At 39.7% G+C, this 24,201-nt stretch carries 21 protein-coding genes; 15 read left to right on the top strand and 6 right to left on the bottom strand.

What is annotated here, in order from left to right; translation table 11 throughout:
- Positions 1-3: 3 nt before the first annotated feature.
- Positions 4-1,590, bottom strand: coding sequence for an L-aspartate oxidase (gene nadB, locus H9X96_RS15200; protein WP_187667116.1), 1,587 nt, complete (start codon positions 1,588-1,590; stop codon positions 4-6).
- 400 nt (positions 1,591-1,990) lie between these two features.
- Here nadB and nadA point away from each other — a divergent pair, with 400 nt between their 5' ends.
- Together nadA and thiL are read left to right on the top strand one after the other, a co-directional pair.
- Positions 1,991-2,983 carry a quinolinate synthase NadA gene (gene nadA / locus H9X96_RS15195; protein ID WP_187667115.1) on the top strand — a complete coding sequence of 331 codons (993 nt, stop codon included), beginning with the start codon at positions 1,991-1,993 and terminating at the stop codon, positions 2,981-2,983.
- A 91-nt stretch (positions 2,984-3,074) separates the two neighbouring features.
- Positions 3,075-4,115 carry a thiamine-phosphate kinase gene (thiL, locus tag H9X96_RS15190; protein WP_187667114.1) on the top strand — a complete coding sequence of 347 codons (1,041 nt, stop codon included), beginning with the start codon at positions 3,075-3,077 and terminating at the stop codon, positions 4,113-4,115.
- On the opposite strand, the gene H9X96_RS15185 is transcribed toward thiL, so the two are convergent.
- Positions 4,110-5,432 (bottom strand): DNA recombination protein RmuC, encoded by a 1,323-nt coding sequence (locus tag H9X96_RS15185; protein WP_187667113.1) that lies wholly within the window; start codon positions 5,430-5,432, stop codon positions 4,110-4,112. The two genes, thiL and H9X96_RS15185, sit on opposite strands and share 6 nt — an antisense overlap.
- A gap of 161 nt (positions 5,433-5,593) precedes the next feature.
- Here H9X96_RS15185 and H9X96_RS15180 point away from each other — a divergent pair, with 161 nt between their 5' ends.
- The gene (locus H9X96_RS15180) at positions 5,594-6,289 is read left to right on the top strand and encodes a zinc metallopeptidase (RefSeq protein WP_187667112.1); all 696 of its coding nucleotides are present in this window, start codon (positions 5,594-5,596) and stop codon (positions 6,287-6,289) included.
- A 15-nt stretch (positions 6,290-6,304) separates the two neighbouring features.
- Here H9X96_RS15180 and apaG read toward each other — a convergent pair whose 3' ends face one another.
- Positions 6,305-6,691, bottom strand: coding sequence for a Co2+/Mg2+ efflux protein ApaG (gene apaG / locus H9X96_RS15175; RefSeq protein ID WP_187667111.1), 387 nt, complete (start codon positions 6,689-6,691; stop codon positions 6,305-6,307).
- 35 nt (positions 6,692-6,726) lie between these two features.
- A complete protein-coding gene (dusB, locus tag H9X96_RS15170) occupies positions 6,727-7,734 on the bottom strand; it encodes a tRNA dihydrouridine synthase DusB (protein WP_187667110.1) in 1,008 nt (335 codons plus the stop codon).
- Positions 7,735-7,787: 53 nt separating this feature from the next.
- On the opposite strand from dusB, the gene H9X96_RS15165 reads away from it, so the two are divergent.
- From H9X96_RS15165 to H9X96_RS15120, 10 genes are all read left to right on the top strand, one after another.
- Entirely contained in the window at positions 7,788-8,723 is a 936-nt protein-coding gene (locus H9X96_RS15165) for a CPBP family intramembrane glutamic endopeptidase (protein WP_187667109.1), read from the top strand.
- Positions 8,695-8,904: a DUF2007 domain-containing protein gene (locus H9X96_RS15160; protein ID WP_187667108.1), complete on the top strand. Its 210-nt coding sequence runs from the start codon at positions 8,695-8,697 to the stop codon at positions 8,902-8,904. The genes H9X96_RS15165 and H9X96_RS15160 overlap by 29 nt, the downstream gene beginning before the upstream one ends.
- A gap of 24 nt (positions 8,905-8,928) precedes the next feature.
- On the top strand, positions 8,929-9,738 hold the full coding sequence (locus tag H9X96_RS15155) for a phosphatidate cytidylyltransferase (RefSeq protein ID WP_187667107.1): 810 nt from the start codon (positions 8,929-8,931) through the stop codon (positions 9,736-9,738).
- Between the two features lie 55 nt (positions 9,739-9,793).
- On the top strand, positions 9,794-10,390 hold the full coding sequence (locus H9X96_RS15150) for an RNA polymerase sigma-70 factor (RefSeq protein ID WP_187667106.1): 597 nt from the start codon (positions 9,794-9,796) through the stop codon (positions 10,388-10,390).
- A gap of 53 nt (positions 10,391-10,443) precedes the next feature.
- Positions 10,444-10,713, top strand: coding sequence for a hypothetical protein (locus H9X96_RS15145; RefSeq protein WP_187667105.1), 270 nt, complete (start codon positions 10,444-10,446; stop codon positions 10,711-10,713).
- 69 nt (positions 10,714-10,782) lie between these two features.
- Positions 10,783-11,760: a FecR family protein gene (locus tag H9X96_RS15140; protein ID WP_187667104.1), complete on the top strand. Its 978-nt coding sequence runs from the start codon at positions 10,783-10,785 to the stop codon at positions 11,758-11,760.
- Between the two features lie 33 nt (positions 11,761-11,793).
- The gene (locus tag H9X96_RS15135) at positions 11,794-15,414 is read left to right on the top strand and encodes a SusC/RagA family TonB-linked outer membrane protein (RefSeq protein ID WP_187667103.1); all 3,621 of its coding nucleotides are present in this window, start codon (positions 11,794-11,796) and stop codon (positions 15,412-15,414) included.
- Between the two features lie 40 nt (positions 15,415-15,454).
- On the top strand, positions 15,455-16,900 hold the full coding sequence (locus H9X96_RS15130; RefSeq protein WP_187667102.1) for a RagB/SusD family nutrient uptake outer membrane protein: 1,446 nt from the start codon (positions 15,455-15,457) through the stop codon (positions 16,898-16,900).
- 18 nt (positions 16,901-16,918) lie between these two features.
- A complete protein-coding gene (locus tag H9X96_RS15125; RefSeq protein WP_187667101.1) occupies positions 16,919-18,313 on the top strand; it encodes a putative zinc-binding metallopeptidase in 1,395 nt (464 codons plus the stop codon).
- 24 nt (positions 18,314-18,337) lie between these two features.
- The gene (locus tag H9X96_RS15120) at positions 18,338-19,660 is read left to right on the top strand and encodes a DUF4302 domain-containing protein (RefSeq protein ID WP_187667100.1); all 1,323 of its coding nucleotides are present in this window, start codon (positions 18,338-18,340) and stop codon (positions 19,658-19,660) included.
- A 109-nt stretch (positions 19,661-19,769) separates the two neighbouring features.
- Here the strand turns inward: H9X96_RS15120 and H9X96_RS15115 are convergent, their stop codons facing one another.
- Positions 19,770-19,982, bottom strand: coding sequence for a DUF3820 family protein (locus tag H9X96_RS15115; protein ID WP_062546342.1), 213 nt, complete (start codon positions 19,980-19,982; stop codon positions 19,770-19,772).
- Positions 19,983-19,994: 12 nt separating this feature from the next.
- Complete coding sequence (mfd, locus tag H9X96_RS15110; protein WP_187667099.1) at positions 19,995-23,336, bottom strand: transcription-repair coupling factor; 3,342 nt, start codon at positions 23,334-23,336, stop codon at positions 19,995-19,997.
- A 112-nt stretch (positions 23,337-23,448) separates the two neighbouring features.
- Here mfd and H9X96_RS15105 point away from each other — a divergent pair, with 112 nt between their 5' ends.
- The gene (locus tag H9X96_RS15105) at positions 23,449-23,775 is read left to right on the top strand and encodes a DUF2752 domain-containing protein (protein ID WP_187667098.1); all 327 of its coding nucleotides are present in this window, start codon (positions 23,449-23,451) and stop codon (positions 23,773-23,775) included.
- Positions 23,768-24,127 (top strand): TM2 domain-containing protein, encoded by a 360-nt coding sequence (locus H9X96_RS15100; RefSeq protein WP_187667097.1) that lies wholly within the window; start codon positions 23,768-23,770, stop codon positions 24,125-24,127. Before H9X96_RS15105 ends, H9X96_RS15100 begins: the two co-directional genes overlap by 8 nt.
- The last annotated feature ends 74 nt before the right edge of the window (positions 24,128-24,201 follow it).

Here is a 24,201-nt window from a genome sequence, read left to right as displayed (position 1 = left end):
CTTCTAAAAAATTGTATCGGTTAATTGAGCTGAATGTACTGGATAATCAGTGGTATAGTGCAGTCCGCGGCTCTCTTTTCTAGCTTTTGCAGACTTAATAATCGTGAAGGCGACCTGGATCACATTGCGCAATTCGCAGAGTTTCACAGATACTTTATTGGCTTTATAAAAGGCTTCTGTTTCTTCATGGAGCAAAAATAAACGCCTCATTGCCCGATCTAATCTAAAATCAGACCGTACAATCCCAACATAATCACTCATTAATTTTTGCGTTTCTCGCAAATTATGCGTCACTAAAATATCTTCGTCGGACTGTTTTACTCCATGGTCATTCCAGTCAGGGATGTGGTCAGGGATCACCGTATTTTTAAAAGTAGCTATCGCATCTTGATAGATTCGGTGCGCAAACACAGGTGCTTCCAGCAAGGAATTTGAGGCCAAACGATTGGCGCCATGTAAGCCTGTAGATGAACATTCTCCGCAGGCATATAAATTTTTTATAGAAGAACGACCATATTCATCTACCATAATTCCGCCGCACATATAATGAGCTGCAGGCGTAACCGGTATCAAATCCTTGGTCATGTCTATACCTATAGATAGACACTTCGCATAAATGTTCGGGAAATGAGCTAAAATATCGCTCTTTTTTCGATTGGTGATGTCAAGGTAGACAAATTCCTCTCCAGATTTTTTCATTTCAGAATCGATCGCACGAGCCACAATATCTCTGGAGGCTAGAGATCCTCTAGGATCATACTCATACATGAACTCTTCTCCATTTTTTCTTCTGAGTACACCGCCATAACCGCGAACTGCTTCAGAAATTAGAAAAGCAGGATATTCCCCAGGATGATATAAAGCGGTTGGATGAAACTGAATAAATTCCATATTCCTCAGTTTTCCTTTTGCACGGTATACCATCGCCATTCCGTCGCCTGTGGCAATCACGGGATTAGTTGTGCTGCTATATACATGCCCTGCACCACCCGAAGCCATGATAGTCACATTCGCTAATATCTTTTCCACATCGTTACGCTCTGTGTTAAAGGCATATATGCCGTAACAGTGGATATCTTCTGAACTCTTATCCACATGCACACCCAAATGATGCTGAGTAATTAACTCCAAACAGAAGTAATGTGTTAATATCTCTATGTTTTCGTTCTGATGAATCTGCTTTAATAAAACGCTTTCAATTTCATATCCGGTCACATCTTTATAGTGTAAAACGCGATTTTCTGAGTGTCCTCCTTCCTTCGCCAAATCATAAACTCCGGTCAGATTTTTATCAAAATTGATCCCATAATCTATAATTTCCTGAATTCTCTGAGGCCCTTCTTTGACCACAATTTCAACTATCTCTCTGTCACACAGCCCATCTCCAGCAATTAATGTATCTTCAATATGTTTTTCAAACGAATCATCTTTATCCACAACAACTGCTACTCCACCCTGCGCATATTTTGTATTCGACTCATCTTCATTTGATTTTGTAACAATTAAAACTTTACCATGCTGAGCTGCTTTTAATGCAAAGCTTAAACCCGCTATACCCGACCCTATTACTAAAAAATCTACTTTTCTCATTGAAATTAAGCTACTTCCCTTACTTTGTTAACAACGTTGATATAATTGTTAATTTCTTGTCTAAACATATAGAACAAATAAATTTGAATGTTTAAAGCTAAGCTAAAAAGGGAATTTGCCACAATATTTTCAGTTATTTTTGAGCAACTTTGCAGAGGTTATCCACTTTTTACACACAAACTAACAATACACATATTACTATGGATAAGTTTTAAGGGCAAAAAATAAAATACTGTAAATCAGCCGATATTTGGTTTAAAAATTCAACTTTTTTGTGGATAACTTATGAATAACTCAAATAATCGCCTAAAAAAAAATAATTTACAAACGTTATTAACACACTAATAAACAATAGAAGTCTATCTATATTAAATAATTATAATTTATTGAACTGTTGAAAATGGATACATTTGAGGAATTAAATAGAAAAGGTTTTGTCGAAGAAAAGATTGATCCTACACTTGATCTTTTCGTGGAAATCGAAAAACTAAAAAAAGAGAAAAAGGCGATAGTGCTGGCGCACTACTATCAAGAGCCTGATATTCAGGATATTGCCGACTATATTGGAGACAGTTTAGGACTATCACAAGAAGCGGCAAGGACTGATGCTGAGGTGATTGTGTTTGCAGGAGTTCATTTTATGGCAGAAACTGCCAAGATTCTTTCGCCTGAGAAAACCGTTTTGCTGCCAGATTTGAAAGCAGGATGCTCACTGGCCGATAGTTGTCCGCCGCACCTGTTTAAAAAATTCAAAGAGAAACACCCTGATCATGTGGTGATTACCTATGTGAATTGTACGGCAGAATTGAAAGCAATGAGCGATATTGTTTGTACTTCTACGAATGCAGTACAGATTGTGGAGAGTCTTCCAAAGGATACGAAGATCATTTTTGGTCCGGATAAAAATTTAGGAGCCTGGGTGGCTAAGAAAACAGGCCGGGATTTAGTGCTTTGGAATGGTGCGTGTATGGTCCATGAGATTTTTTCGAGAGAAAAAATCACCAAATTGAAATCTCGTCACCCCAATGCGAAGTTTATTGCGCATCCGGAATGTGAAGAGGCCGTTCTGGAATTGGCAGATTACATTGGATCGACTACAGGATTATTGAACTATAGCACGAAAAGTGATGCTCAGGAATTTATTGTAGCAACGGAAAGTGGAATTATCCATCAGATGGAGAAAGCAAATCCGACAAAAACATTTATTCCGGCTCCGCCAAATAATAACTGTGCCTGTAATGATTGTCCTTATATGAAAAGAAACACTTTGGAAAAACTCTATTTATGTTTAAAAAATGGAAGCCCTGAAGTGACAGTTCCTGCAGATATTATTGTGCAGGCTCGTAAACCAATTGAAAGAATGCTGGAGATATCCGCAGCTTTGGGTTTATAATTTAAAAATACGCGATTCTCCTGCAGACGAGCGATAATTAAAAGGAAAATCAGTAAATAATAAAAGTTAAAATTCAATAGATATAAAATATATGTTTGAGAATAAAGAGCGTACCGACATCGGAGAACTTGGGGAATTTGGTCTGATAAAACACCTGACTGAGAACTTTAAGATCAGGCATGAAAGCAGTATTAAGGGAGTTGGGGATGATGCAGCAGTATTGAGTTTTCCTGATAAGGAAATGTTGATTTCAACAGATTTATTGTTGGAAGGCATCCATTTTGACCTGGCTTACGTACCCTTAATGCACTTAGGTTTTAAAGCTGTTCAAGTGAATTTGAGTGACATTTATGCCATGAACGGTATTGCGACTCAAATTACTGTTTCGATCGGAATTTCCAGTAAATTTCCTTTGGAAGCGGTAGAAGAAATCTACAAAGGCATTGAATTGGCTTGTAATAAATTCAACATTGACCTGATTGGCGGAGATACTTCTTCGAGCAAACAAGGATTGATCATCAGTGTAACCAGTATTGGTTACGCAGAAAAGAAAGATATTGTGTACAGAAGCGGTGCACAGGAAGGCGATCTTCTATGTGTTTCAGGTGATTTAGGCGGTGCTTATGTGGGCTTACAAATCCTGGAAAGAGAAAAACAGATCTTTTTAGAAAACCCTAATATTCAGCCGGATCTGGAAGGAAAAGACTATATTATTGAACGCCAGCTGAAGCCGGAAGGAAGAAGAGACATTGTTGATTTATTGGCACAAATGGAAATTATTCCTACATCGATGATCGACGTTTCTGATGGCCTGGCTTCGGAGATCATGCACCTTTGTCAGCAGTCGGAAAAAGGCTGTACTTTATACGAAGAAAAGATTCCAATTGACCCGATGACCTATGAAACTGCACGCGAATTGGGCTTAGATCCAACCGTTTGCGCATTAAATGGCGGGGAAGATTATGAATTGCTGTTTACCATTAAACAAGACGATTATACGAAGTTAAAAAATGATGTTGATATCAGTATTATCGGTCACATCACCGATAAAAACTCTGGCTGTAAAATGATTTCTAAGTCCAATGTGGTGCATGAATTGAAAGCACAGGGATGGAACGCATTTAAATTATAAGCTGTCTTCCTCAGCAACTAAAGGATCTAAAAATTTGGTGTCAATTTGCTTCGTTGCTTTGGCACCTAATTTTTTGATTTTCTCTGAAGTACTGGACAGGTTTCCGGTTCCGGTAGACAATTTATTTAAGGCTTTATCGTAGGCATCCTGACTTTGTCGGATGTTCCTTCCAATACTCTCCATATCTGTTAAAAAGCCAACAAATTTATCATACATACTGCCGCTTAATCTGGCAATTTCCAGTACATTTCTGTTCTGTCTTTCCTGCTTCCAGATACTGGCAATGGTCCGTAAAGTAGCGAGTAAAGTAGAGGGGCTCACCAGGACTACCTTTCTGTCCCAGGCATAGTTGAACAATTCTGCATCTTGCTGAACAGCAATGCCAAAGGAAGATTCTATAGGGATAAACAGGAGTACGAAATCAGGAGAATTAATCTGATATAAATCGTGGTAATTTTTGCCCGATAATCCTTGAATGTGATTTTTTATAGAAAGTAAATGTTGTTTCAAATGAGTTTCTTTCTCTATATCTGTCTCTGCTGTAACCAGTCGCTCGTAAGCCACCAGGGAGACCTTGGAATCGACTACTACATGTTTATCATCTGGAAGGTCAATGATCACATCCGGCTGCATCCTGCTGCCTTCTACACCGCTTAAGCTGGCCTGTATCCTGTACTCTCTGTCTTTGATCAGACCGGACCGCTCTAGCACTCTTTCTAGAATGACTTCCCCCCAGTTGCCTTGTTTTTTTGCATCTCCTTTAAGGGCTTTCGTGAGATTGTTCGCATCCTCCTGGATTTGTTTACTCTGGTCCATCAGCTGTGAAATGACCCCTTTAAGGATGTTTCTTTCGTCAGATTCTGATTTATATACCTTATCTACTTTCTCTTCAAAGGCTTTGATATTCTCTTTGAAAGGATTCAGGATAAGGTCCAGATTGGTTCTGTTCTGCTCGGTAAATTTGGCTGTTTTTTCATCCAGTACCTTATTCGCGATGTTTTCAAACTCAAGTTTGAAGCGCTGCTGTAAATCAGCTATATATTTTTCCTGTTCCGCTTGTTTTTCCCTTTGAGCTACCAGAGTTTCCTCAGATTTGATCACTTTACTACGTTCTAAAAGGAAATTACTGCGCAGATCGTTCAGTTCATCTTCGAGTCTCAATTTTTCTTCTTTTAACCAGTTTAATGATTTCTGATGTTCTTCTTCTTTCAAGGCCAGCAGGGCAATGTGCTGATTTCCGCTGGAAGGTTTTTTTAAGAATAACACAACAATTGCTACTAATATTATGATCAATAAGAAGAAGATTGCTATTTCCATACTAATATTTTTATCAAAAATGAAAAAATTAAAACGTTCCTGCAAGCGATATTCGTAAATAATGAGTTGTTCATTTTTAAACTTTTAAAGATTATTTATTAATGATCAGGTTTTAGGCTCGTTTTTTGATTTGGAATAATTGAAAAACATACATTACGAAAATGGGAACTTATTTATTTTTAATTATCCCGATCTTATTGATTAGCATGTATGTACAGTGGAAATTTAGAAGTAAATTTTCAAAGTACACAGAGATGCGTTTAAGCTCGGGATTTTCGGGAAAAGAAGTGGCGGAAAAGATGCTTCACGACTATGGAATATACGATGTGAGGGTAATGAATGCAGATGGACAATTAACGGATCATTACAATCCTGCAGATAAAACAGTGAATTTAAGTACCGATGTGTACCATGGCAGAAGTGTAGCTGCTGCCGCGGTTGCAGCTCATGAATGCGGACATGCAGTGCAGCATGCCAAATCTTACCATTGGTTGCAGCTGAGGACAAGTATGGTGCCTTTAGTGAGCATTTCTTCTACCTTATTACAATGGGTACTGATCCTTGGTGTATTATTAATTGGTTTTACGGGAAATCCTTTTGTACTGAGTATTGGCGTAATTGGCTTAGCTTTATTGACAATTTTTAGTGTCATTACCTTACCTGTGGAGTTCGATGCGAGCAATAGGGCATTGATCTGGCTGAAAAATAATAAAGGAGTGATGAATACGCCGGAAGAAAATATACAGGCCAAAGATGCACTTTGGTGGGCAGCAATGACCTATGTAGTCGCAGCATTGGGTGCTTTAGCCAATTTAATCTATTATGCTTCCATGTTATTTGGACGCAATAAATATTAACATCTATCGTCCTGGTTAATTTAGGCGATAGGGTACAATCAGGTTAAATTCTGGGATATCAACGGTAAAATCGGTTTGATCAACAAGACGGTTCATGAGGTAATTTCCTTTCATGGAACCCATATCAGTATTTAAATGGCTTCCGGAAACATAAGTATAGCTGGTACCAGGCTCAATCACTGGCTGCAGACCAACTACACCTTCTCCTTCTACTTCTCTCTCTGTCCCATTAGAATCAAAAATAAACCATTGTCTTCTCATCAATTGAACGGCATAGTCAGATAAATTTTCAATAGTAATCTGATAAGCAAACATAAAATGCTCATTTCCAGGATTAGAATATTCATCCTGGTACATGGTTTCTACTGATATTTTAACGCCCTGAGTGATTGCTGTAACCATTTTAAATAATTAAATTAGCCTGTGCTTTTCAAAAATCACGCCATTTCCCCTACAGGGGAAATGTTATGGTATTTATCTGCCACTTCGTCTAAAATGCTATGAATAATTTCTATGTTTTCTTCTTTGACCAATAACATTCTGTAAGGTTTAAAATCTGGTAAACCTTTAAAATAATTGGCATAATGGCGTCTCATTTCAAATACACCTACTCTTGGACCTTTCCAGTCTATAGATTTTTCAAAATGCGTTCTGCATACATTGACACGTTCTTCCACGGATGGTCCGGCAAGGATTTCCCCGGTTTTGAAAAAATGTCTGATTTCCCGAAAAATCCAGGGATATCCAATGGCTGCTCTGCCGATCATGATGCCGTCCACTTCATATTCTAATCGCCAATCTGCGGCTTTTTGAATGCTGTCTACATCACCATTTCCAAAAATAGGAATTTTTATCCTTGGATTTCTTTTGATTTCACGGATTAAAGTCCAGTCGGCAGCACCTTTGTACAATTGTGCACGCGTTCTTCCATGGATGGTTAAGGCTTGAATACCAATATCTTGTAAACGTTCGGCAACTTCTTCCACATTTTTGGTCGTATCATCCCATCCCAAACGGGTTTTAACAGTAACAGGCAAATGCGTGGCTTTTACTACAGCCTCGGTCATTTTCACCATTTTGTCAATATCTTGTAATAATGCAGATCCGGCGCCGCGACAGGCTACATTTTTAACCGGACAGCCATAATTGATGTCCATCAGGTCTGGTCCTGCGAGTGTTGCAATCTCTGTAGCTTCGCGCATATGGTCGATTTCGCTGCCAAAAATCTGGATGCCAATCGGCCTTTCATATTCGAAAATATCCAGTTTAGCCCTACTCTTTGCGGCATCTCTGATGAGCCCCTCTGAGGAGATAAACTCCGTGTACATCATATCCACACCACTTTGTTTACATACAAAACGGAACGGAGGGTCACTTACATCTTCCATTGGTGCAAGCAAAAGTGGGAACTCTCCCAGATCTATATTTCCTATCTTTACAGACATTTCTCTATCTTCAAACCTTAAATCAAAGGACAAAGGTACAAATATTACAAATAATGAATTTTATTGATCACGAAAGACTTGAAAAAAGTCCTTATGTACAATTACTTACCTTGGGTTTATATGCCATTGCAGGAATCGTACTGGCTAGTTTAGCCTCAATTTTAAGCTTATATTTTTGGTACGGAGAAATTTTTAATCCAGATTGGCTGAATCCGGGAAATTCTAAAAATCTGGTGACCATGAGGATATTTATAGGAATGCAGCAAATCGGACTTTTTCTATTACCGGCTCTAGTGCTGGCCTGGGGAGAAAAGCAGCGGGTTCAGGAATTTTATGGTTTCAATAAAGTTAAAACCCAATTACTGCTTTTGGTGATCCTGATGATGGTGTTTTCTATGCCGATATTGGAATGGATCACCATGATAAACATGAAAATGGTGCTGCCGGGGTTTTTGAAACCAGTGGAAGAATGGATGAGGGCGCAGGAGGATAAGAATATGGAAACCATGGTGAATCTCTTAAAAATCAACAATATTGGGGATTATCTGATCAGTATTTTGTTGATTGCCATTTTGCCAGCCATTGCCGAAGAAATGATCTTTAGAGGAGCTATTCAGCGATCTCTAGGAAGGATGTTTAAAAATCCGCATTTTGTAATCTGGTTCACTGCCTTCATTTTTAGTGCAATCCACATCCAGTTTTATGGGTTTTTACCGCGTTTACTCCTGGGTGCAGCCTTTGGTTACATTTTCTTTTGGACTCAAAGTTTGTGGTACTCCATGTTCGCCCATTTTGTAAATAACGCTTATGCGGTAACTGGAGCATGGTATATGCAAAAAAACAATATACCTTTGTCGGAAGCAAATAAAACCACCAATTTTCAATGGTATGGGGTGCTGATCAGTGTGATTTTAACATTCCTGGTATTCAAATATTTTAAAAATAAATCATTAAAAGCAGATGGAAAACAATTGGACAAAAGTATTTAGTACCGAAGATCACTTTACCGCAGAAATATTAAAACAAGGACTATTGGAAAATGATATTCCTGCGGTAGTGATGAACCAGCAAGACTCTTCTTATAAGGTTTTTGGAACCATTCATATCCTGGTACACCCGGATAATGTAGACAAAGCAAACGCTTATATCAAAGATAACGAGATCGCATAAATTACCGCAATTACACTTTTACGCATGAAAACAAGAGCGATTACAGCCTTCTTTTTTACCATAGTGATGTTAGGATCCATGTTTTTGGGACCTTATGTCTATTCTGCTTTTTATTTACTGCTGAGTCTGGCTGCCTTATGGGAGTTTTTTAAACTGATCAAAACGACAGGAATCAGACCGCATCGGAATATGGCCATGGTTGCCGCAGCGCTGATATTTTTAATAACAGCTGGTTATCATTTTCTGCAGTTTGAAACCAAGTTTTTACTGCTGCTGGTTCCTTTGATCTTTGCTGTATTTATCTCAGAGCTGTATAAAAAAGATAAAATACCTTTTGCCAATATCTCTTACACCTTTGTAGGGTTCATGTATGTGACCGTTCCTTTTTGTTTCTTTTATGCTCTGGGTTTCATCGGTCATATCCCTGATTATAGTTTTCATTTACCATTAGCTTTCATGCTGATGTTATGGGCAAATGATACTGGTGCCTACCTTTTCGGCTCTAAATTTGGCAAAACAAGGCTATTTGAACGTCACTCCCCTAAGAAATCATGGGAAGGCTTCTTTGGTGGCGTATTTACGAGTGTAGTAGTCGCTTATGTCCTTTCTATTTACTTTACAGAACTTTCTTTTTTAATCCTTGGAGGAATGGCTGTTCTAATATCCAGTTTTGGAACTTTAGGAGATCTGGTAGAATCTATGTTGAAAAGAAGCTTGAATGTAAAAGACTCTGGAGATATTTTACCTGGGCATGGAGGCCTTTTAGATCGATTTGACGGGCTTTTAATGTCTGCTCCTGTGGTTTATGTCTACCTGTATCTAATTTTGTACTAAGTATTTGACACGAAAAATAATATAATTATATACAGAATTCTGTTATAATTGTAATATGGACGGCGAGGGAACTATCTCATTATTGATAGAAGAAGAATTTTTAGGAGAAAACAGGGAGAATAGTGTCGCGGTCTTTACCAAACTATACCGTCATTACTTTAAAAGGTTGTTTATGACGGCCTTGAAGATTTTGAGGGATGATTACTTGGCGGAAGAAGTGATTCAGGATGTTTTTTTGAGACTTTGGGAAAATGAAAACAAGTTTCATCAGATTGCAGAATTTGAAAGATACCTGTATCGCTCTGTGGGCAATGAATCCCTGAATAAACTCCGCAATCAGAAAACACAGAATAAACATTATGATCAGCTTTCTAAAGCTACCAATCCGGAATTTGTCAATACTTTACTGGAAGAGGAGGAGCTGAAAAGGAAGATAGCCAGGGCTATAGAAAGCCTGCCTCCTCAATGCAAAACGGTCTTTAAAATGAACCGCTTTGAGGGCCTAAAATACCGTCAGATTGCAGAAGAACTGCAAATTTCAGAGAAAACCGTGGAAGGTCATATTGCTAAAGCCTTAAAAATTCTAAGGGCTAACTTATTGGGTATACTCCTCTTATTGAGCTACCTCAGCTGGTGCTTATTAGAAAAATAGTTTAAACTTTCTAATGGCTATGGTGTTGTGCTTTTATGACCACAACTGCTCAAATGACTGCTGATAAAAAGATTTTTATAGCCGCAATTCTGTCTTCTGTATATTTCGTTTTGATGTTTACCGGCGTTTTCGCTGGCATAAACTCAGTTGTGATAGGTGCTGTGGCAGAGCTGGTGACCATTCCATTGATGTTATTCCAGGTTTTTATTCTTGGTTTTATTGGGTATAACCTCCTTAAAAGAGAAAAACCGCTGACCTACAGATTCGCCTTATCCGCAATAATGTCTGCAGGTTTGGTGCTCTGTTTTTTCTTTGTCAAGTAAATTATTGAAAAAATAATCAAACCGAGCAAGGGTATTTGATTTTGGGCGTGTCTATCTCTAAAAAAGGGTATGGAACACCAAGATCACTATTCTCTGATTATAAATGCATTAAACCATCCGGCGGATGCTGCTTTACAAGCGCAGTTGGCAGCCTGGAGAGGCCTAGATGTAGCTAATGAAGCAGAATATACCAGTATTAAGCGCATTTGGGAGCAATCTGCAAATGTAGAAGAACGCTATACAGGCAGAGATCTGGATCAGGCGGTAGCCGCCTTTACTGCACGATTAGAAGAAAAAATCCAATATAATTCCCCTGCAAAAACCTATAAATTATGGTGGAGAGCTGCTGCGGCGGTACTGGTATTTGGGATGGCAGGCTTATGGGGCTACAGAGAGCTTAAATCCGAGGCTTTTATTTTTAGAAGCACTAATGATCAACAGGATTCCATTCTGCTGGTAGATGGTTCTAAAGTTTTCCTAAACAAACACACACAAATTAAATATGCGACTACTTTCAGTAAATCGCAGCGTAAGTTCTTCCTTTTAAAAGGAGAAGCTTTCTTTGATATCGCCAAAGATCCGGCGCATCCTTTTACCGTGCTGATCAATAAATCAGCCGTTCAGGTACTGGGAACGACCTTCAACATTCAAAATATCGACAGTACCATTGCCCTGGAAGTTAAATCAGGGAAAGTCATGTTCGAAAGCACAGACCGTGATCCTGGCCATATTCTGGAAAAAGGAATGGCCATCCGATATGATCAGAAAACTGGTAAAACTCAAAAATACCTGGGTCTGAACACACAAACCAATTCCAACTGGCTTTACAAAGAACTCAACTTTGTAGACGCTACTTTACCCGAAGTATGTGCCTTAATAGAACAGCAATACGGTGTTAAAATCACCATTCAAGGAAACATTTCCAACATCAAGAAGTTGAATGCAAACTTTAAAAATGACCCCTTAAAGGATGTACTTGATGTCTTGAGAATGACCTATAAAATCACGATTGACCACCACGATAATCAAATAATAATAAAACAATAACAAACTAAAATTTACCAACCTAAACTTTCAATTATGATTAAAAACTTCTACAAAAGAAGAGGGGGACGGAATGGAATCACCTGGCTGTTAGCCATGTTGATTTTACTCAATTCCTCAGCTGGTTTTGCCTTTAGAGAGATGCAGATGAAGATGGAAACATTGGAATTTTTGCTCAAAAGACTGGAAAAGCAGTACAAAGTCAACTTTGTTTATGATGCCTCAGAAGTAAACAAGAATACCAGTGTGGAGGTGAATACTGAATCTAAGTCCATTGACCAGGTTTTAAAACAATTAGAACCTAGCGGTATCGCTTATGTGATCACTGGAAAAAAAGTGATCCTGAGTAAACTGATCAGACCGGTAATCAACAACACTAAGAAAAAAAATATTACGGCAAAAGGAAGTGTAAAACTTAAATTAAGTTCTGGCGCTGCTGACGCAGTTGCAGGGATTAACGTTCAAGAAAAAGGGACTAAAAATGGGGTTTCTACAAATGGAAACGGTGAATTTAGCATCAGCGTTCCTGAAGGAGCTACCTTAGTTTTCTCTTATATCGGTTATAAATCGATCGAAGCACAGGTAACCGCTGCAAAAACTCAGTTTAATATCATTCTGGAAGAAGATCAGAACAAATTAAATGAGGTCGTGGTCACTGGATACCAGACCATCAATAAGAAATTATTTACAGGTTCGGCTACTAGCATCAGTGGAACAGATGTGAAACAAGACGGGGTAATTGATGTGACGAGAATGCTGGAAGGCAAAGTGGCCGGTGTATCCGTTCAAAACGTTTCGGGAACATTTGGTTCAGCACCAAAAATCCGTGTTCGTGGTGCAACATCGATATCTGGAGAGAATAAACCACTATTTGTAGTAGATGGAGTGGTATTAGAAGATGTAGTCAACATCTCCAACGACCAGTTGTCAAGCGGTGATGCCTCTACGCTGATTGGTTCTTCTCTTGCAGGAATTAACGCAGATGACATTGAAAGTTTTAACATCCTGAAAGATGCTTCTGCAACCGCTTTATACGGTGCAAGAGCGATGAATGGTGTAGTCGTAATCACTACTAAAAAAGGACGTATCGGGAAAACAGTGGTTTCTTATACTGGAAACTTTTCTACCTTCTTAAAGCCTACTTACGATTCTTACAACATTATGAATTCTGCAGATCAGATGTCTGTATACTCTGAAATTGCCCGTAAAGGCGGTTTAGGCATCAGCATCGCCAATAATGCAGACGGTGGGGTGTATACGAAGATGTGGAAGATGATCAAAGGATATGATAAAACATCTGGGCAGTTTGGCTTAAACAATACTGCAGAAGATCGTGCTGCTTACCTCGGCAGATTTGTCAATACCAACACCGATTGGTTTGATCTTTTGTTCAAAAACTCATTAGTTCAGGAACATACGGTAAGTATTTCTTCGGGTACAGAAAAAGCAAGAAGTTATTTCTCAACCGGCTTTTATAATGACAATGGCTGGTCTATTGCTGATAAAGTGAAGCGTTACACGATGAATGTACGTAACGACTACAAACTTTCAGACCGTGTTTCCCTTGGCGTAATCGCTACAGGTTCATTGAGACAGCAGGATGCACCAGGAACATTGGGCCGTACGAGTAACGTAGTAGAAGGAAAATATACCCGTTCATTTGACATCAACCCTTTCAGTTACGCTTTAAATACGAGTAGAGCCTTAACTGCTTATGATGAAAATGGGGAATTAGACTTTTTTCCAAAAAACTATGCACCCTTTAACATCATTCAGGAGCAGGAAAATAACAAGATTAAACTGGACATGTTAGACATGAAATTACAGGCTGAACTGGGTATTAAAATCACAGAAAATCTGAATTTTAAGTCTTTGGGAGCGCTGCGTTATGTGAAAACAACCAGAGAACACCGGGTAACAGAATATTCAAACATGGCCAATGCGTATCGCTATGCGCCAACAAATACGATCAGAAATAAAAACGACTTTTTGTATAAAGACCCTAGTCACCCGGAAGATATTGATAAGCAAATCGTATTGCCACAGGGTGGTTTTTACAACAGAAATGATGACAATCTGCTAAATTTCTACGTTAGAAATCAGTTGGATTGGAAAAAAGAATTCAACCACAAACACTTGTTTACTGCATTAGCCGGACAAGAGATCAAATTTACAGACCGTAAAAACAGCTTTAGTAATGGTTACGGTTACCAATATGATAAAGGCGGTGTACCATTTATTGATTACCGCATCATTAAACAAACCCTGGAAGGCAACTTTAACTACTACGGTATGAATGAGTTGTATGATAGGTATGCTTCCTTCTTCTTGAACGGAACATATTCTTACAATGGTAAATATGTGATCAGTGCAACTGGTCGTTATGACGGTTCTAACAGATTGGGAGAATCTGCAGTAGCAAGATGGCTGCCAACCTGGACCACCAGTGCGGCATGGAATGTGGATCAGGAAGACTTCATGAAAAATGTAAGTCAGATCTCTTATTTGAAGCTTAGAGGGGGCTACGGACTAACTGCAAGTATGGGAAGTGCCACGAATTCATCTGTAGTATTCCAAAACAGCTCTGCACGTCGTCCAGTGCTTTCTGAAGTAGAACCAAGGATCGTTATCGACGACCTGGAGAACTCAGAACTGACCTGGGAAAAGCAGTATGAAGCCAACATTGGTTTTGATATCGGCTTATTTGACAGTAAAATAAACCTGAGTGTAGATTATTATAACCGTAAAGGATTTGACTTAATTTCTGCGATCAGAACCTCTGGTATTGGTGGACAAACCACTAAACTGGCCAACTATGCAGACATGAATTCTTCAGGTTTTGAGGTCACTCTTGGTGGTCCGATCTTGAGAAGAAATGACTTCAGCTGGAAAACCAACTTTACATTTGGTTACAACACCAACAAAATTGTGAACCTGAAAAGCACACCGCGTATCTACGATCTGATCGTTCCTGAAGGTGGTCCTAAGCTAGGCGGAGCGGTAAGAGGCTTGTATTCTATCGATTTCCAGGCTTTAGACAAAGTTGGGGTGCCAACCTTTGTAAATGAGAATGGCGAAGTAAGCAATAGTGTTTATGTGCAAAGTGCCATTAGTGACTACTTGAAATATGAAGGTTCTGTAGATCCAACGATTACCGGTGGATTAATGAACAATTTCAGCTACAAAAATTTCACTTTAAACGTATTTGTTTCTTATCAGGCAGGAAATAAAATCCGCCTTAGCAATGTATTCCAGACTAAATATTCTGATGGTGATGCCTTGCCAAAAGAATTCTTAAACAGATGGACACTGCCGCTAGATCAAAATGCCACAAATGTGCCGTCGATCGCTGATTACTTGTTACAAAATACCTTAAATGGAAAATATCCTTACACTGCTTATAACTATTCTTCAGATCGCGTTGCTGATGGTTCATTTGTACGCTTGAAAACAGTTTCATTGGCCTACAATCTTCCTGCAAAGTGGATTAAGTCGATTGGTGGCAACAATTTGTCGCTATCATTGGTAGGAAATAACCTGTGGTTGATTTATGCAGATAAGAAATTGAAAGGTCAGGATCCTGAGTTCTTTAGTTCTGGAGGGGTGGCAATGCCGATTCCGAAACAGATCACGCTTTCCCTAAAAGTTGGCATTTAACCGGATCATTTCATAACCTAAAAATTTAAATTATATTCCAATGAAAAAATATAATATATACTTTATTCTTGCGGTGATCTTCCTTTTCACCGGATGTAAAAAATACCTGGAGCAAGTGCCAGATCAGCGTACCAAGTTAAATACGCCAGAGAAAGTTTCAGAATTATTGGTTACCGCCTACCCTAGAGCCAATCTATTCCTTTGGAGCGAGTCGATGTCTGATAATGTGATCGATAATAGTATTGCTGGTGCGGCAAATAACATCAATATTGGCGGTTATTTCTGGAAAGATCCGGAAGATATCGCTCAGGATTCACCAAACTATTACTGGGGGGCCTGCTATACTGCTATTGCCGCCGCAAATCAGGCATTAGACGCTTGTAATAAAGCCGCAAATCCAGAAGCCTATAGGGCACAAAAAGGAGAAGCATTGGTAGCCAGAGCTTACGCGCACTTTATGTTGGTGACTTATTATTCAAAAGCTTATGATCCAGCAACCTCAGCTAATGATCCAGGTATTCCTTATGTAACGGAGCCAGAAACCGTAGTATTGAAGAAGTATGAGCGTAAAACTGTAGCTTATGTATATGAGCAGATCGAGAAAGATTTAACTGAAGGTCTTCCATTGATCGTTGATAATTATACAGCTCCTGCCTACCATTTCACTAGAAAGGCAGCTCATGCCTTTGCATCCCGTTTTTATTTGAACAAAAGAGATTATGATAAAGTAATTTCTGAAGCCAATGAAACCTTCCCTTCCAATGAATTCGCATCCAATGTTAGACCTTGGTTTGCTTTTGCGGCTTTGGATCAGACAGAAACAAGAATTCAATACACTGCAGCGACTAATCCAGGGAATATATTACTTGGTGAAACGGTTTCAAGAATCGCGAATAACTATTACAATACCCGTTATTCTATGTCTCAGGTAAAATTAAATAACCTGACTGCTCCATTAGGTATCAATTTCTCCGCATTAAGGAAATACTCCAACAGCAGTACTTTTTACTTTGTAAACAAGTTCTATGCGCATTTCGTTAGAACTACCATCAATGCCACTACGGGTACTTATTATGCAATGGTGCCTCTATTGACAACTGAAGAGGTTTTAATGAACAGAGCTGAAGCCAATGTAATGAAAGCCAATTATACCGCTGCCCTGGAAGATATGAATACACTGATCAGTAGGAGGGTAAACGGCTATATTTCTGCAACGCATGATTTAACAGATGCAAAAATTAAGAACTTTTACATTGCGACCATCACCGATCCGCAGCAAGCTTATTTAAAAGCAGTATTAGACCTTAAAGCTGCTGAGTTTGTACACGAAGGTATGAGATGGCTGGATATTAAACGCTTAAATATCCCGGTAACTCACATTGACCTGGATGGTACCATTAGGGTACTACCGGCAAATGATCCAAGAAGACTTTGCCAATTGCCTCCAGAAGTAACCTTGTCCGGTGTGGAATTAAATCCACGTTAATCTATTAACCCGCTTATAATGAAAAAATTAAATATATTATTGACCGCCGGGATGATGCTAGCCCTGGCCGCTTGTAAGAAATCAGAGACCCTGGACCGGGAAATTGTTGGTTTAGGAGGAGATACCTGGGTAAATGGCCCGTTAGATAGCTGGCTTTCAGATAATTTCACCAAGCCTTTCAATATTGATGTAAAATATCGTTGGGATGGATCAGAACTGGATTTATCTAAAACATTGGTGCCGCCAAGAACTGAAAAAGTACAGCCAGTGATGGAAATTGTGAAAGCAGGATGGATTGATGTGTATACCGCAGAAGCAGGATTAGGTTTTATCAAGCAATTTGCACCTCGCCAATACCTGTTAGTAGGAAGTTTACAATACAATTCTGGTGGTACGGTAACACTTGGTGAGGCTGAAGGTGGTAACAGGGTTACTTTGTTCAACATCAATAACTTTGTAAAGACTGACAGGAATATCATTAAACCGGTATTGAAAACCATTCACCATGAGTTTACCCACATCTTAAACCAGACCATCAGCTATGCGAAAGAGTTTGAGAAAATTACTCCTGCAGGTTATACTGCAGATTGGAACAATACGACTTTAGCGAATGCAAATGCGGCTGGATATATCAGCCAATACGCTCAGGCAGCTCCTGGAGAGGATTATGCAGAGATGACTTCTATTATGCTGACGGAAGGAAAATCTGCGTATGACGCCAAAGTAAACAGCATTGTCTTGCCAAAAATCGACTCCATTCCTGATCCTGCTAACCCTCCTTTCATCATTCAGCGAGAAATTCCAAATGCCACGGCGCAAGCATTTATCCGTAAGAAAGAAGAAAGTGTCATCACTTATTTTAAGCAATCATATGGAATTGATTTTGCGAAACTGAGAAATCGCACCAATTATGCATTGGCAGAGAATGCACCGATAAATCTGGCGACGATCTTCGGTAACGGCCGTCAATTTACCTCACTAAGTGTAGACCCTACTAATAATGCAGGAATGTCTGCTGCTTTTATGAGCACCTGGGCAACTGCTAAAGCCGGCCTGGCAGCCTTACCGAGCCCCGTAAAAACATTGAATAGTTTTGTCGTATTCTTTTACCCTAAAGCAGGCGAACTGGTGTTACGCGTCAACTATACAAGCGGAACTACTGCTACTGTGGCACATTTTGTATACAAAGCAGCGTACGATGCCAACCGCAACATGACCCTAACGTATGTGAGAAGAGATACGAACGGAAATACGATCGCTCCTGGAATTGTAGCCTTAACCAACTACCTGACCACCGGAAGCTTCGGGATGAATTACCGTTATGATGCCAATCTTTTGGAATACGGTCAATGGTTCAAAACATCAGATGCCAATAGTTCCTTCTTTGGGACTTTAGGTGTAATTAAATATTAATAGCTGATCAATAAAAATACTGATATGAAAAGATTCTTATTATATATAGTTCTACTGTCCGCAGGGTTTATTACCGGATGTAAGAAGGACGAAAATCCAATTCTGGATGACCCTGATCAAAGAGTAGCAGCAGCACTTGTAGAACATCAGGCAGAGCTTTTATCCGCTGAAAATGGATGGAAAGGCACAATTTACCCAAAGCTGGGGAAAGGGTTTTCCTTTTATTTCAAATTTGACAAAGAAGGGAAAGTGAAAATGCTGTCGGATTTTAATACCACGACAGCAGTTACTCTTCAGGAAAGTACCTACCGCTTGAAAGCCTTGCAATTTCCAACTTTAATGTTTGATACGTACAATTATATTCACTTGCCAGCAGATCCAAACGGAAGCATCAGCGGTGGTACTAATGGTAAAGGTTTAACTTCTGACTTTGAATTTGCTTTTGATGGAATTATTGGAGATACGCTCAAAATGAGAGGTATTGTCAATGGAAACCTAATGAATATGGTGAAGCTTTCAGGCTTGGAAGAACAAGCAATCATTGGCGGAGGCTTAAACACAATGAGAACTAAAACAGTTGCCTTCTTAGCTGGAAAGTTCCCTTATGTAATGCTGGATAATAAACAAGTACCAGTGTCTATCGGGGTGTCTACAAAGTCATTCAATATTGGAGGTGTAGACAATGCTTTTGCTTTTGCAATTGATGGATTGGAGCTTAAAAATCCAATTGTGTATGGTGCACATGTCTTTAAAAAAGTCTTATGGGATGCTACTGATAGCTATTTTTACCTGTTGGAGGGGACTACAAAATTCAAAGTTGTAGCTTCTACTGTCCCATTAATTCTTGACAAAACACCCGCATTGCATACCCTTCTTGGTACAAGGTTTACTTCTATGAAGATCAGTCCAGCAGTTTTACCCGATTTGTCTGCAGATTTCTTGACAAGATATAATGCTGTGGCAACCAGCTTACCAGCTATTCAAGGGCTGCGTCTGGATTATATGACCTTATTATTTACAGGAAATAACCAAATGATCCTAAGGGTTCGTTTCCTTCCGGCAGCGACCAATAGCACAACTTTTTATGATGGAGATTTTTACTTCAACATGGCGGTTAATGACGCTGGGGTTGCTCAACTTACAGGAATTCCTGCGCCAGTTTCTGGTACAACGGTAAGTAATGGGGAGGCGATTAGACCTGCATTAACTCCGTTTATTAATTATTTGAACACAAATGCCTTTAAGGTGGCCTATATTGGTGCTGCAGCACCATCAGGATCAACTGTAGGTGGATTCTTAAGTGAGACTAATCCAAACTCTTATTTCTACGGAGTATTGGCTCAATAATAATTGAAAGCATAAAAAAAGCTGCAGAGAGATCTGCAGCTTTTTTTATGTTCTTTTGAACGAGAATAAGCGCATTTAAGCGACTTTCTCTTTGAAAAAGACCCTTAGGCTATCTTTTCTTCAAAGGCTGTAATAAGTATTCTAAACCGTTCAATTTAATCTCATATAACGTAGCCATCATCTCCCCTAGTTTTCCCGCAGGGAAACCCTTATTGTGGTACCATACCAGGTAATATTCCGGAAGGTCACACATGGTCTTCCCCTGGTACTTGCCATAAGGCATTTTCATGGTCACCAGATCGTTTAATAATTGAGGATTCATTGATTTCTTGGGTTAATTAGCCACCATATTTAGCATCTCTACCGCTTCGTCCACTGATTTCAAGCCTTCAAAAGCAATCCGTAAAGAGTTTTTCACTTCTTTTAAATTACAAATCCTCGGGTGCATCTGTGCAAAATGCAGGATCTGATTAAACATCGTTGAATCAAAGAAGGCAGATTGCTTATCAGCGATAAAATAACCGCGCAATACCCCTTTTTTAAAGCTCAGCTTTTCAAAAGCCAGTTTCTTGGCTACCCATTGCAAACGGAGTACATTGAGCATGGTTTTTACCGGCTTCGGAACAGGTCCAAAACGGTCTTTTAACGCAGTTTCAAAAGCTTTCAGCTGTGTTTCATTTTCCAACTTGGAAAGCTCGGTATACAGGTTATAGCGTTCGGTAATATTGGTCACATAATCATCTGGAATAAACATATCCAGATCGGTATCTATCTGTGTATAGGTTACAAAAGGACGAGCCGGTTCATTCTTAAATAATTCCTTGAACTCATCACCTTTCAGCTCCTGAATGGCCTCATCTAAGATCTTATGGTACATTTCAAAGCCGATTTCGGCGATGAAACCACTCTGCTCCGCTCCTAGCAAGTTTCCACTCCCACGGATGTCTAAATCCCGCATGGCGATGTTGAAACCGCTGCCCAGGTCTGAAAACTCCTCTATCGCACTCAGTCTTTTTCTGGCTTCGGAAGTCAGTGTAGATAACGGTGGACTCAACAAGTAACAAAAGGCCTTTTTGTTGGAGCGCCCTACCCTGCCACGCATCTGGTGCAAATCACTTAGCCCAAACATATGGGCATGGTTGATGATGATGGTATTGGCATTTGGAATGTCCAGACCAGCCTCAATAATCGTGGTTGCTACCAATACATCTTTTTCTCCATTGATAAAATCAAGCATCACATCTTCAAGTGCATCGCCGTCCAGCTGTCCGTGTGCAATTCCGATTCTTGCTTTAGGAACTAATCTTTGGATCATCCCTCCTAATTGCGGCAGATCATTCACCCGATTATGGATGAAAAAGACTTGTCCACCCCTGTCCAGCTCGAATTGAACAGCTTCCTGGATCAATTTATCATTGAAAACATGTAATTCCGTATTTACTGCCTGACGGTTTGGTGGTGGTGTGCTCATGATCGAAAGATCCCTTGCGCCCATCAGCGAAAAGTGTAATGTTCTTGGAATCGGTGTAGCGGTTAAGGTCAGTGTATCTACGTTTGCCCTCAGTACCCTTAGCTTTTCTTTGGAAGTTACCCCAAATTTCTGCTCTTCATCAATAATCATGATGCCCAGGTCCTTGAATTTCACGTCTTTACTCAAGAGTCTGTGGGTACCAATTACAATGTCTACTTTCCCTTCAGCCAATTTGGCCAGGGTTTCCTTGATCTGTTTATTCGTCTTGAAACGGTTGATATAGTCTACCGTACAAGGGAAGTCCTTCAAACGGGCCGAAAAAGTTTTGAAATGCTGCAGTGCCAGAATGGTAGTTGGCACCAGTATGGCAGCCTGTTTTCCGTTGGCAACTGCTTTAAAAGCAGCACGGATAGCGATTTCAGTCTTGCCGAAACCTACATCACCACAAATCAAACGATCCATTGGATGCGGCGCTTCCATGTCTTTTTTGACATCCATGGTGGCCTTTTCTTGGTCTGGGGTATCCTCATAGATGAAGGAAGCTTCCAGTTCTGTTTCCAGATAGCCATCAGGAGCAAATGCAGTACCTACCTGGGTTTTCCTCAGCGCATACAGCTTAATCAGGTCCCTGGCAATGTCTTTAACTTTTTTTTTAGTATTTTTTTTAAGCTTATCCCAGGCTTCTGTGCCCAGTTTATTCATTTTCGGAGCTGTTCCGTCCTTTCCGCTGTATTTAGCAATCCGGTTTAGGGAGTTGATGTTTACATACAGCAAGTCGTTATCGGCATAAACCAAGCGAATCATCTCCTGCGTCTTACCACTTACCTCTACTTTTTCAAGTCCGGCATACTTTCCGATACCATGGTCAATATGGGTCACAAAATCTCCGGGTTTCAGGTCTCTGAGTTCTTTCAAAGTAATGGCCTGACTCCGTTGATAGCCTCTTTTTAGCTTGTATTTATAGAAACGGTCAAAGATCTGATGGTCGGTATAAAAAGCCACGTTCTGGTGTGGATCTAAGAACCCCTCCCGCAATGGAATATTAACCGGTGTAAACTTGGCTGTTTTATCAATATCTTCTAAAATCGCATACAAACGCTCGGTTTGCTTCGGAGAAGAACTGAAAATATAATTGTGGATCCCCTGCTTTTCATTCTCTTTCAGGTTGTGAATGAGCAGGTTGAAATCTTTATTGAAGGATGGCTGCGGTTTAGTCTCAAAAGAGATCACATGCTCAGTTTTATAGAAAAACTGCTTGCCAAATTCGATCAATGAAAAATCATGCACCATATCGGCCATCATTTTCTCATCCGTAAAAGCAAATTTAGGATCAATCCAATCCTGATTCTCCGATTTCTCTTTTGCCGGTAAAGCAAGCCAAAGCTCTTTTGCTTTCTTATAACCGCCTTTAATGACGTCCAGACTAAATTCTACGTCTTTAAACCAAAGTATAGTGTCTTTTTCTATATAATCCAACAGATTGATATTGCTTTCTGTCAGGTATTTGGACTGCACATTTGGGATGATGGTAAAAGTTTTTACATCTTCCACAGACAGCTGACTTTCAATCTCAAAGGTCCGGATGCTCTCGATCACATCACCAAAAAATTCAATTCGGTAAGGTAAATCATGTGAGAAAGAGAAAATATCTACAATCCCGCCACGAATGGAGAATTGCCCAGGCTCATAAACGAATTCTGTGCGCTCAAAATCGTAATCAATCAGGAATTCATTGATAAAATCAATTCCCAGTTTTGTCTGAACGGCAATTTCAAGCGTATTTTTCTCCAGGACACTCCTATTGATTACCTTTTCCGCCAAAGCTTCCGGATAGGTCACCACAATTTTGCCATATTCTGAATGATGATTCAGCTCATTGAGCACTTCTGCCCTGGCCAGCACATTTGCGGTGTCTACCTGGGTGAATTCAAAGGGTTTACGGAAGGAAGATGGGAAAAGTAATACCTCTTTATCAAGGATACTCTCCAGATCGGCCATGAAATAAGAAGCCTCTTCCCGATCAGGAAGGACAAATAACATGGGCTTGTGCAACAGAAAATAAATAGCAATGGCTATCGTTGCATCGGCAGAACCAACTAAACCTTTTAGTTGAAGTTTATTACCTTTGCCCGCGTTGAGGGCTTTTGCCAATGCGACAATGCGTTCGTCTGTTTTATAGGTATTTATCAGGTCACGGATGTTCACTATGCAAAGGTAAGATTTATGGCGAGCTTAAATGTAACAAAGTCTCTATTAATCCATCTAAAATAAAAACGATATTAGGACCATAAATTTCCTAACCAAATAATGGCTATTGATGAAAATGCTGCAGCGCATACCTGTTGAATTGATCTTCTGGATTACGGCCTTGGTATTGCTGGCGATGGCAGAACCAATACCGCATGGGCATATTCATCATTTTACACTGTGCCCGCTAGCAAATTTGGGCGTAGATTGGTGCCCAGGATGTGGCATCGGCAGGGCAATTACCCAGCTGCTCCACGGAAATGTAAGGGAAAGTCTGGCGCATCATTGGTTTGGAATTCCAGCACTGCTGATCATTGGACACCGAATTATTGAACTGGTTAACAGGATAATAGATAACAATAGAAAATTAAAATATAAGGAGGAGAGATATGTTTGATTCACCATTTATGACACTGCCGGGCATCACACCTCAGGAATATTCTTACTTGCAGACTGCAACTACAGGATTTAGTGAACAACAGTTAAGGGGATTTTTAATGATTTACGGAAGTAAAAGAAGAAATCCAGATGATATGGTATTGTACTGTATCCTGGGATTTTTTGTTCCTGGATTACCTAGATTTCTGGTCAACCAGATCGGAATGGGCGTCCTTTACTTCTTTACCTTTGGATTGTGCTTTATTGGGACGATTATCGACTTGGTAAACCACAAAACTTTAGCCATGGAATACAACCAGCGTATGGTTTTTGAAAGCTTGCAAATGGTGAAAATGGGAAATATCCAATAAAACCTTTAAAATAACAGCGCCGGTTCAATCTTTTGAACCGGCTTTTTTTTGCAGGATCCAATGCAGAAAAGCCC

The organism is Pedobacter sp. N36a (assembly GCF_014472395.1).
GTDB lineage: Bacteria > Bacteroidota > Bacteroidia > Sphingobacteriales > Sphingobacteriaceae > Pedobacter.
This window is presented reverse-complemented; position numbering and strand designations above follow the sequence as displayed.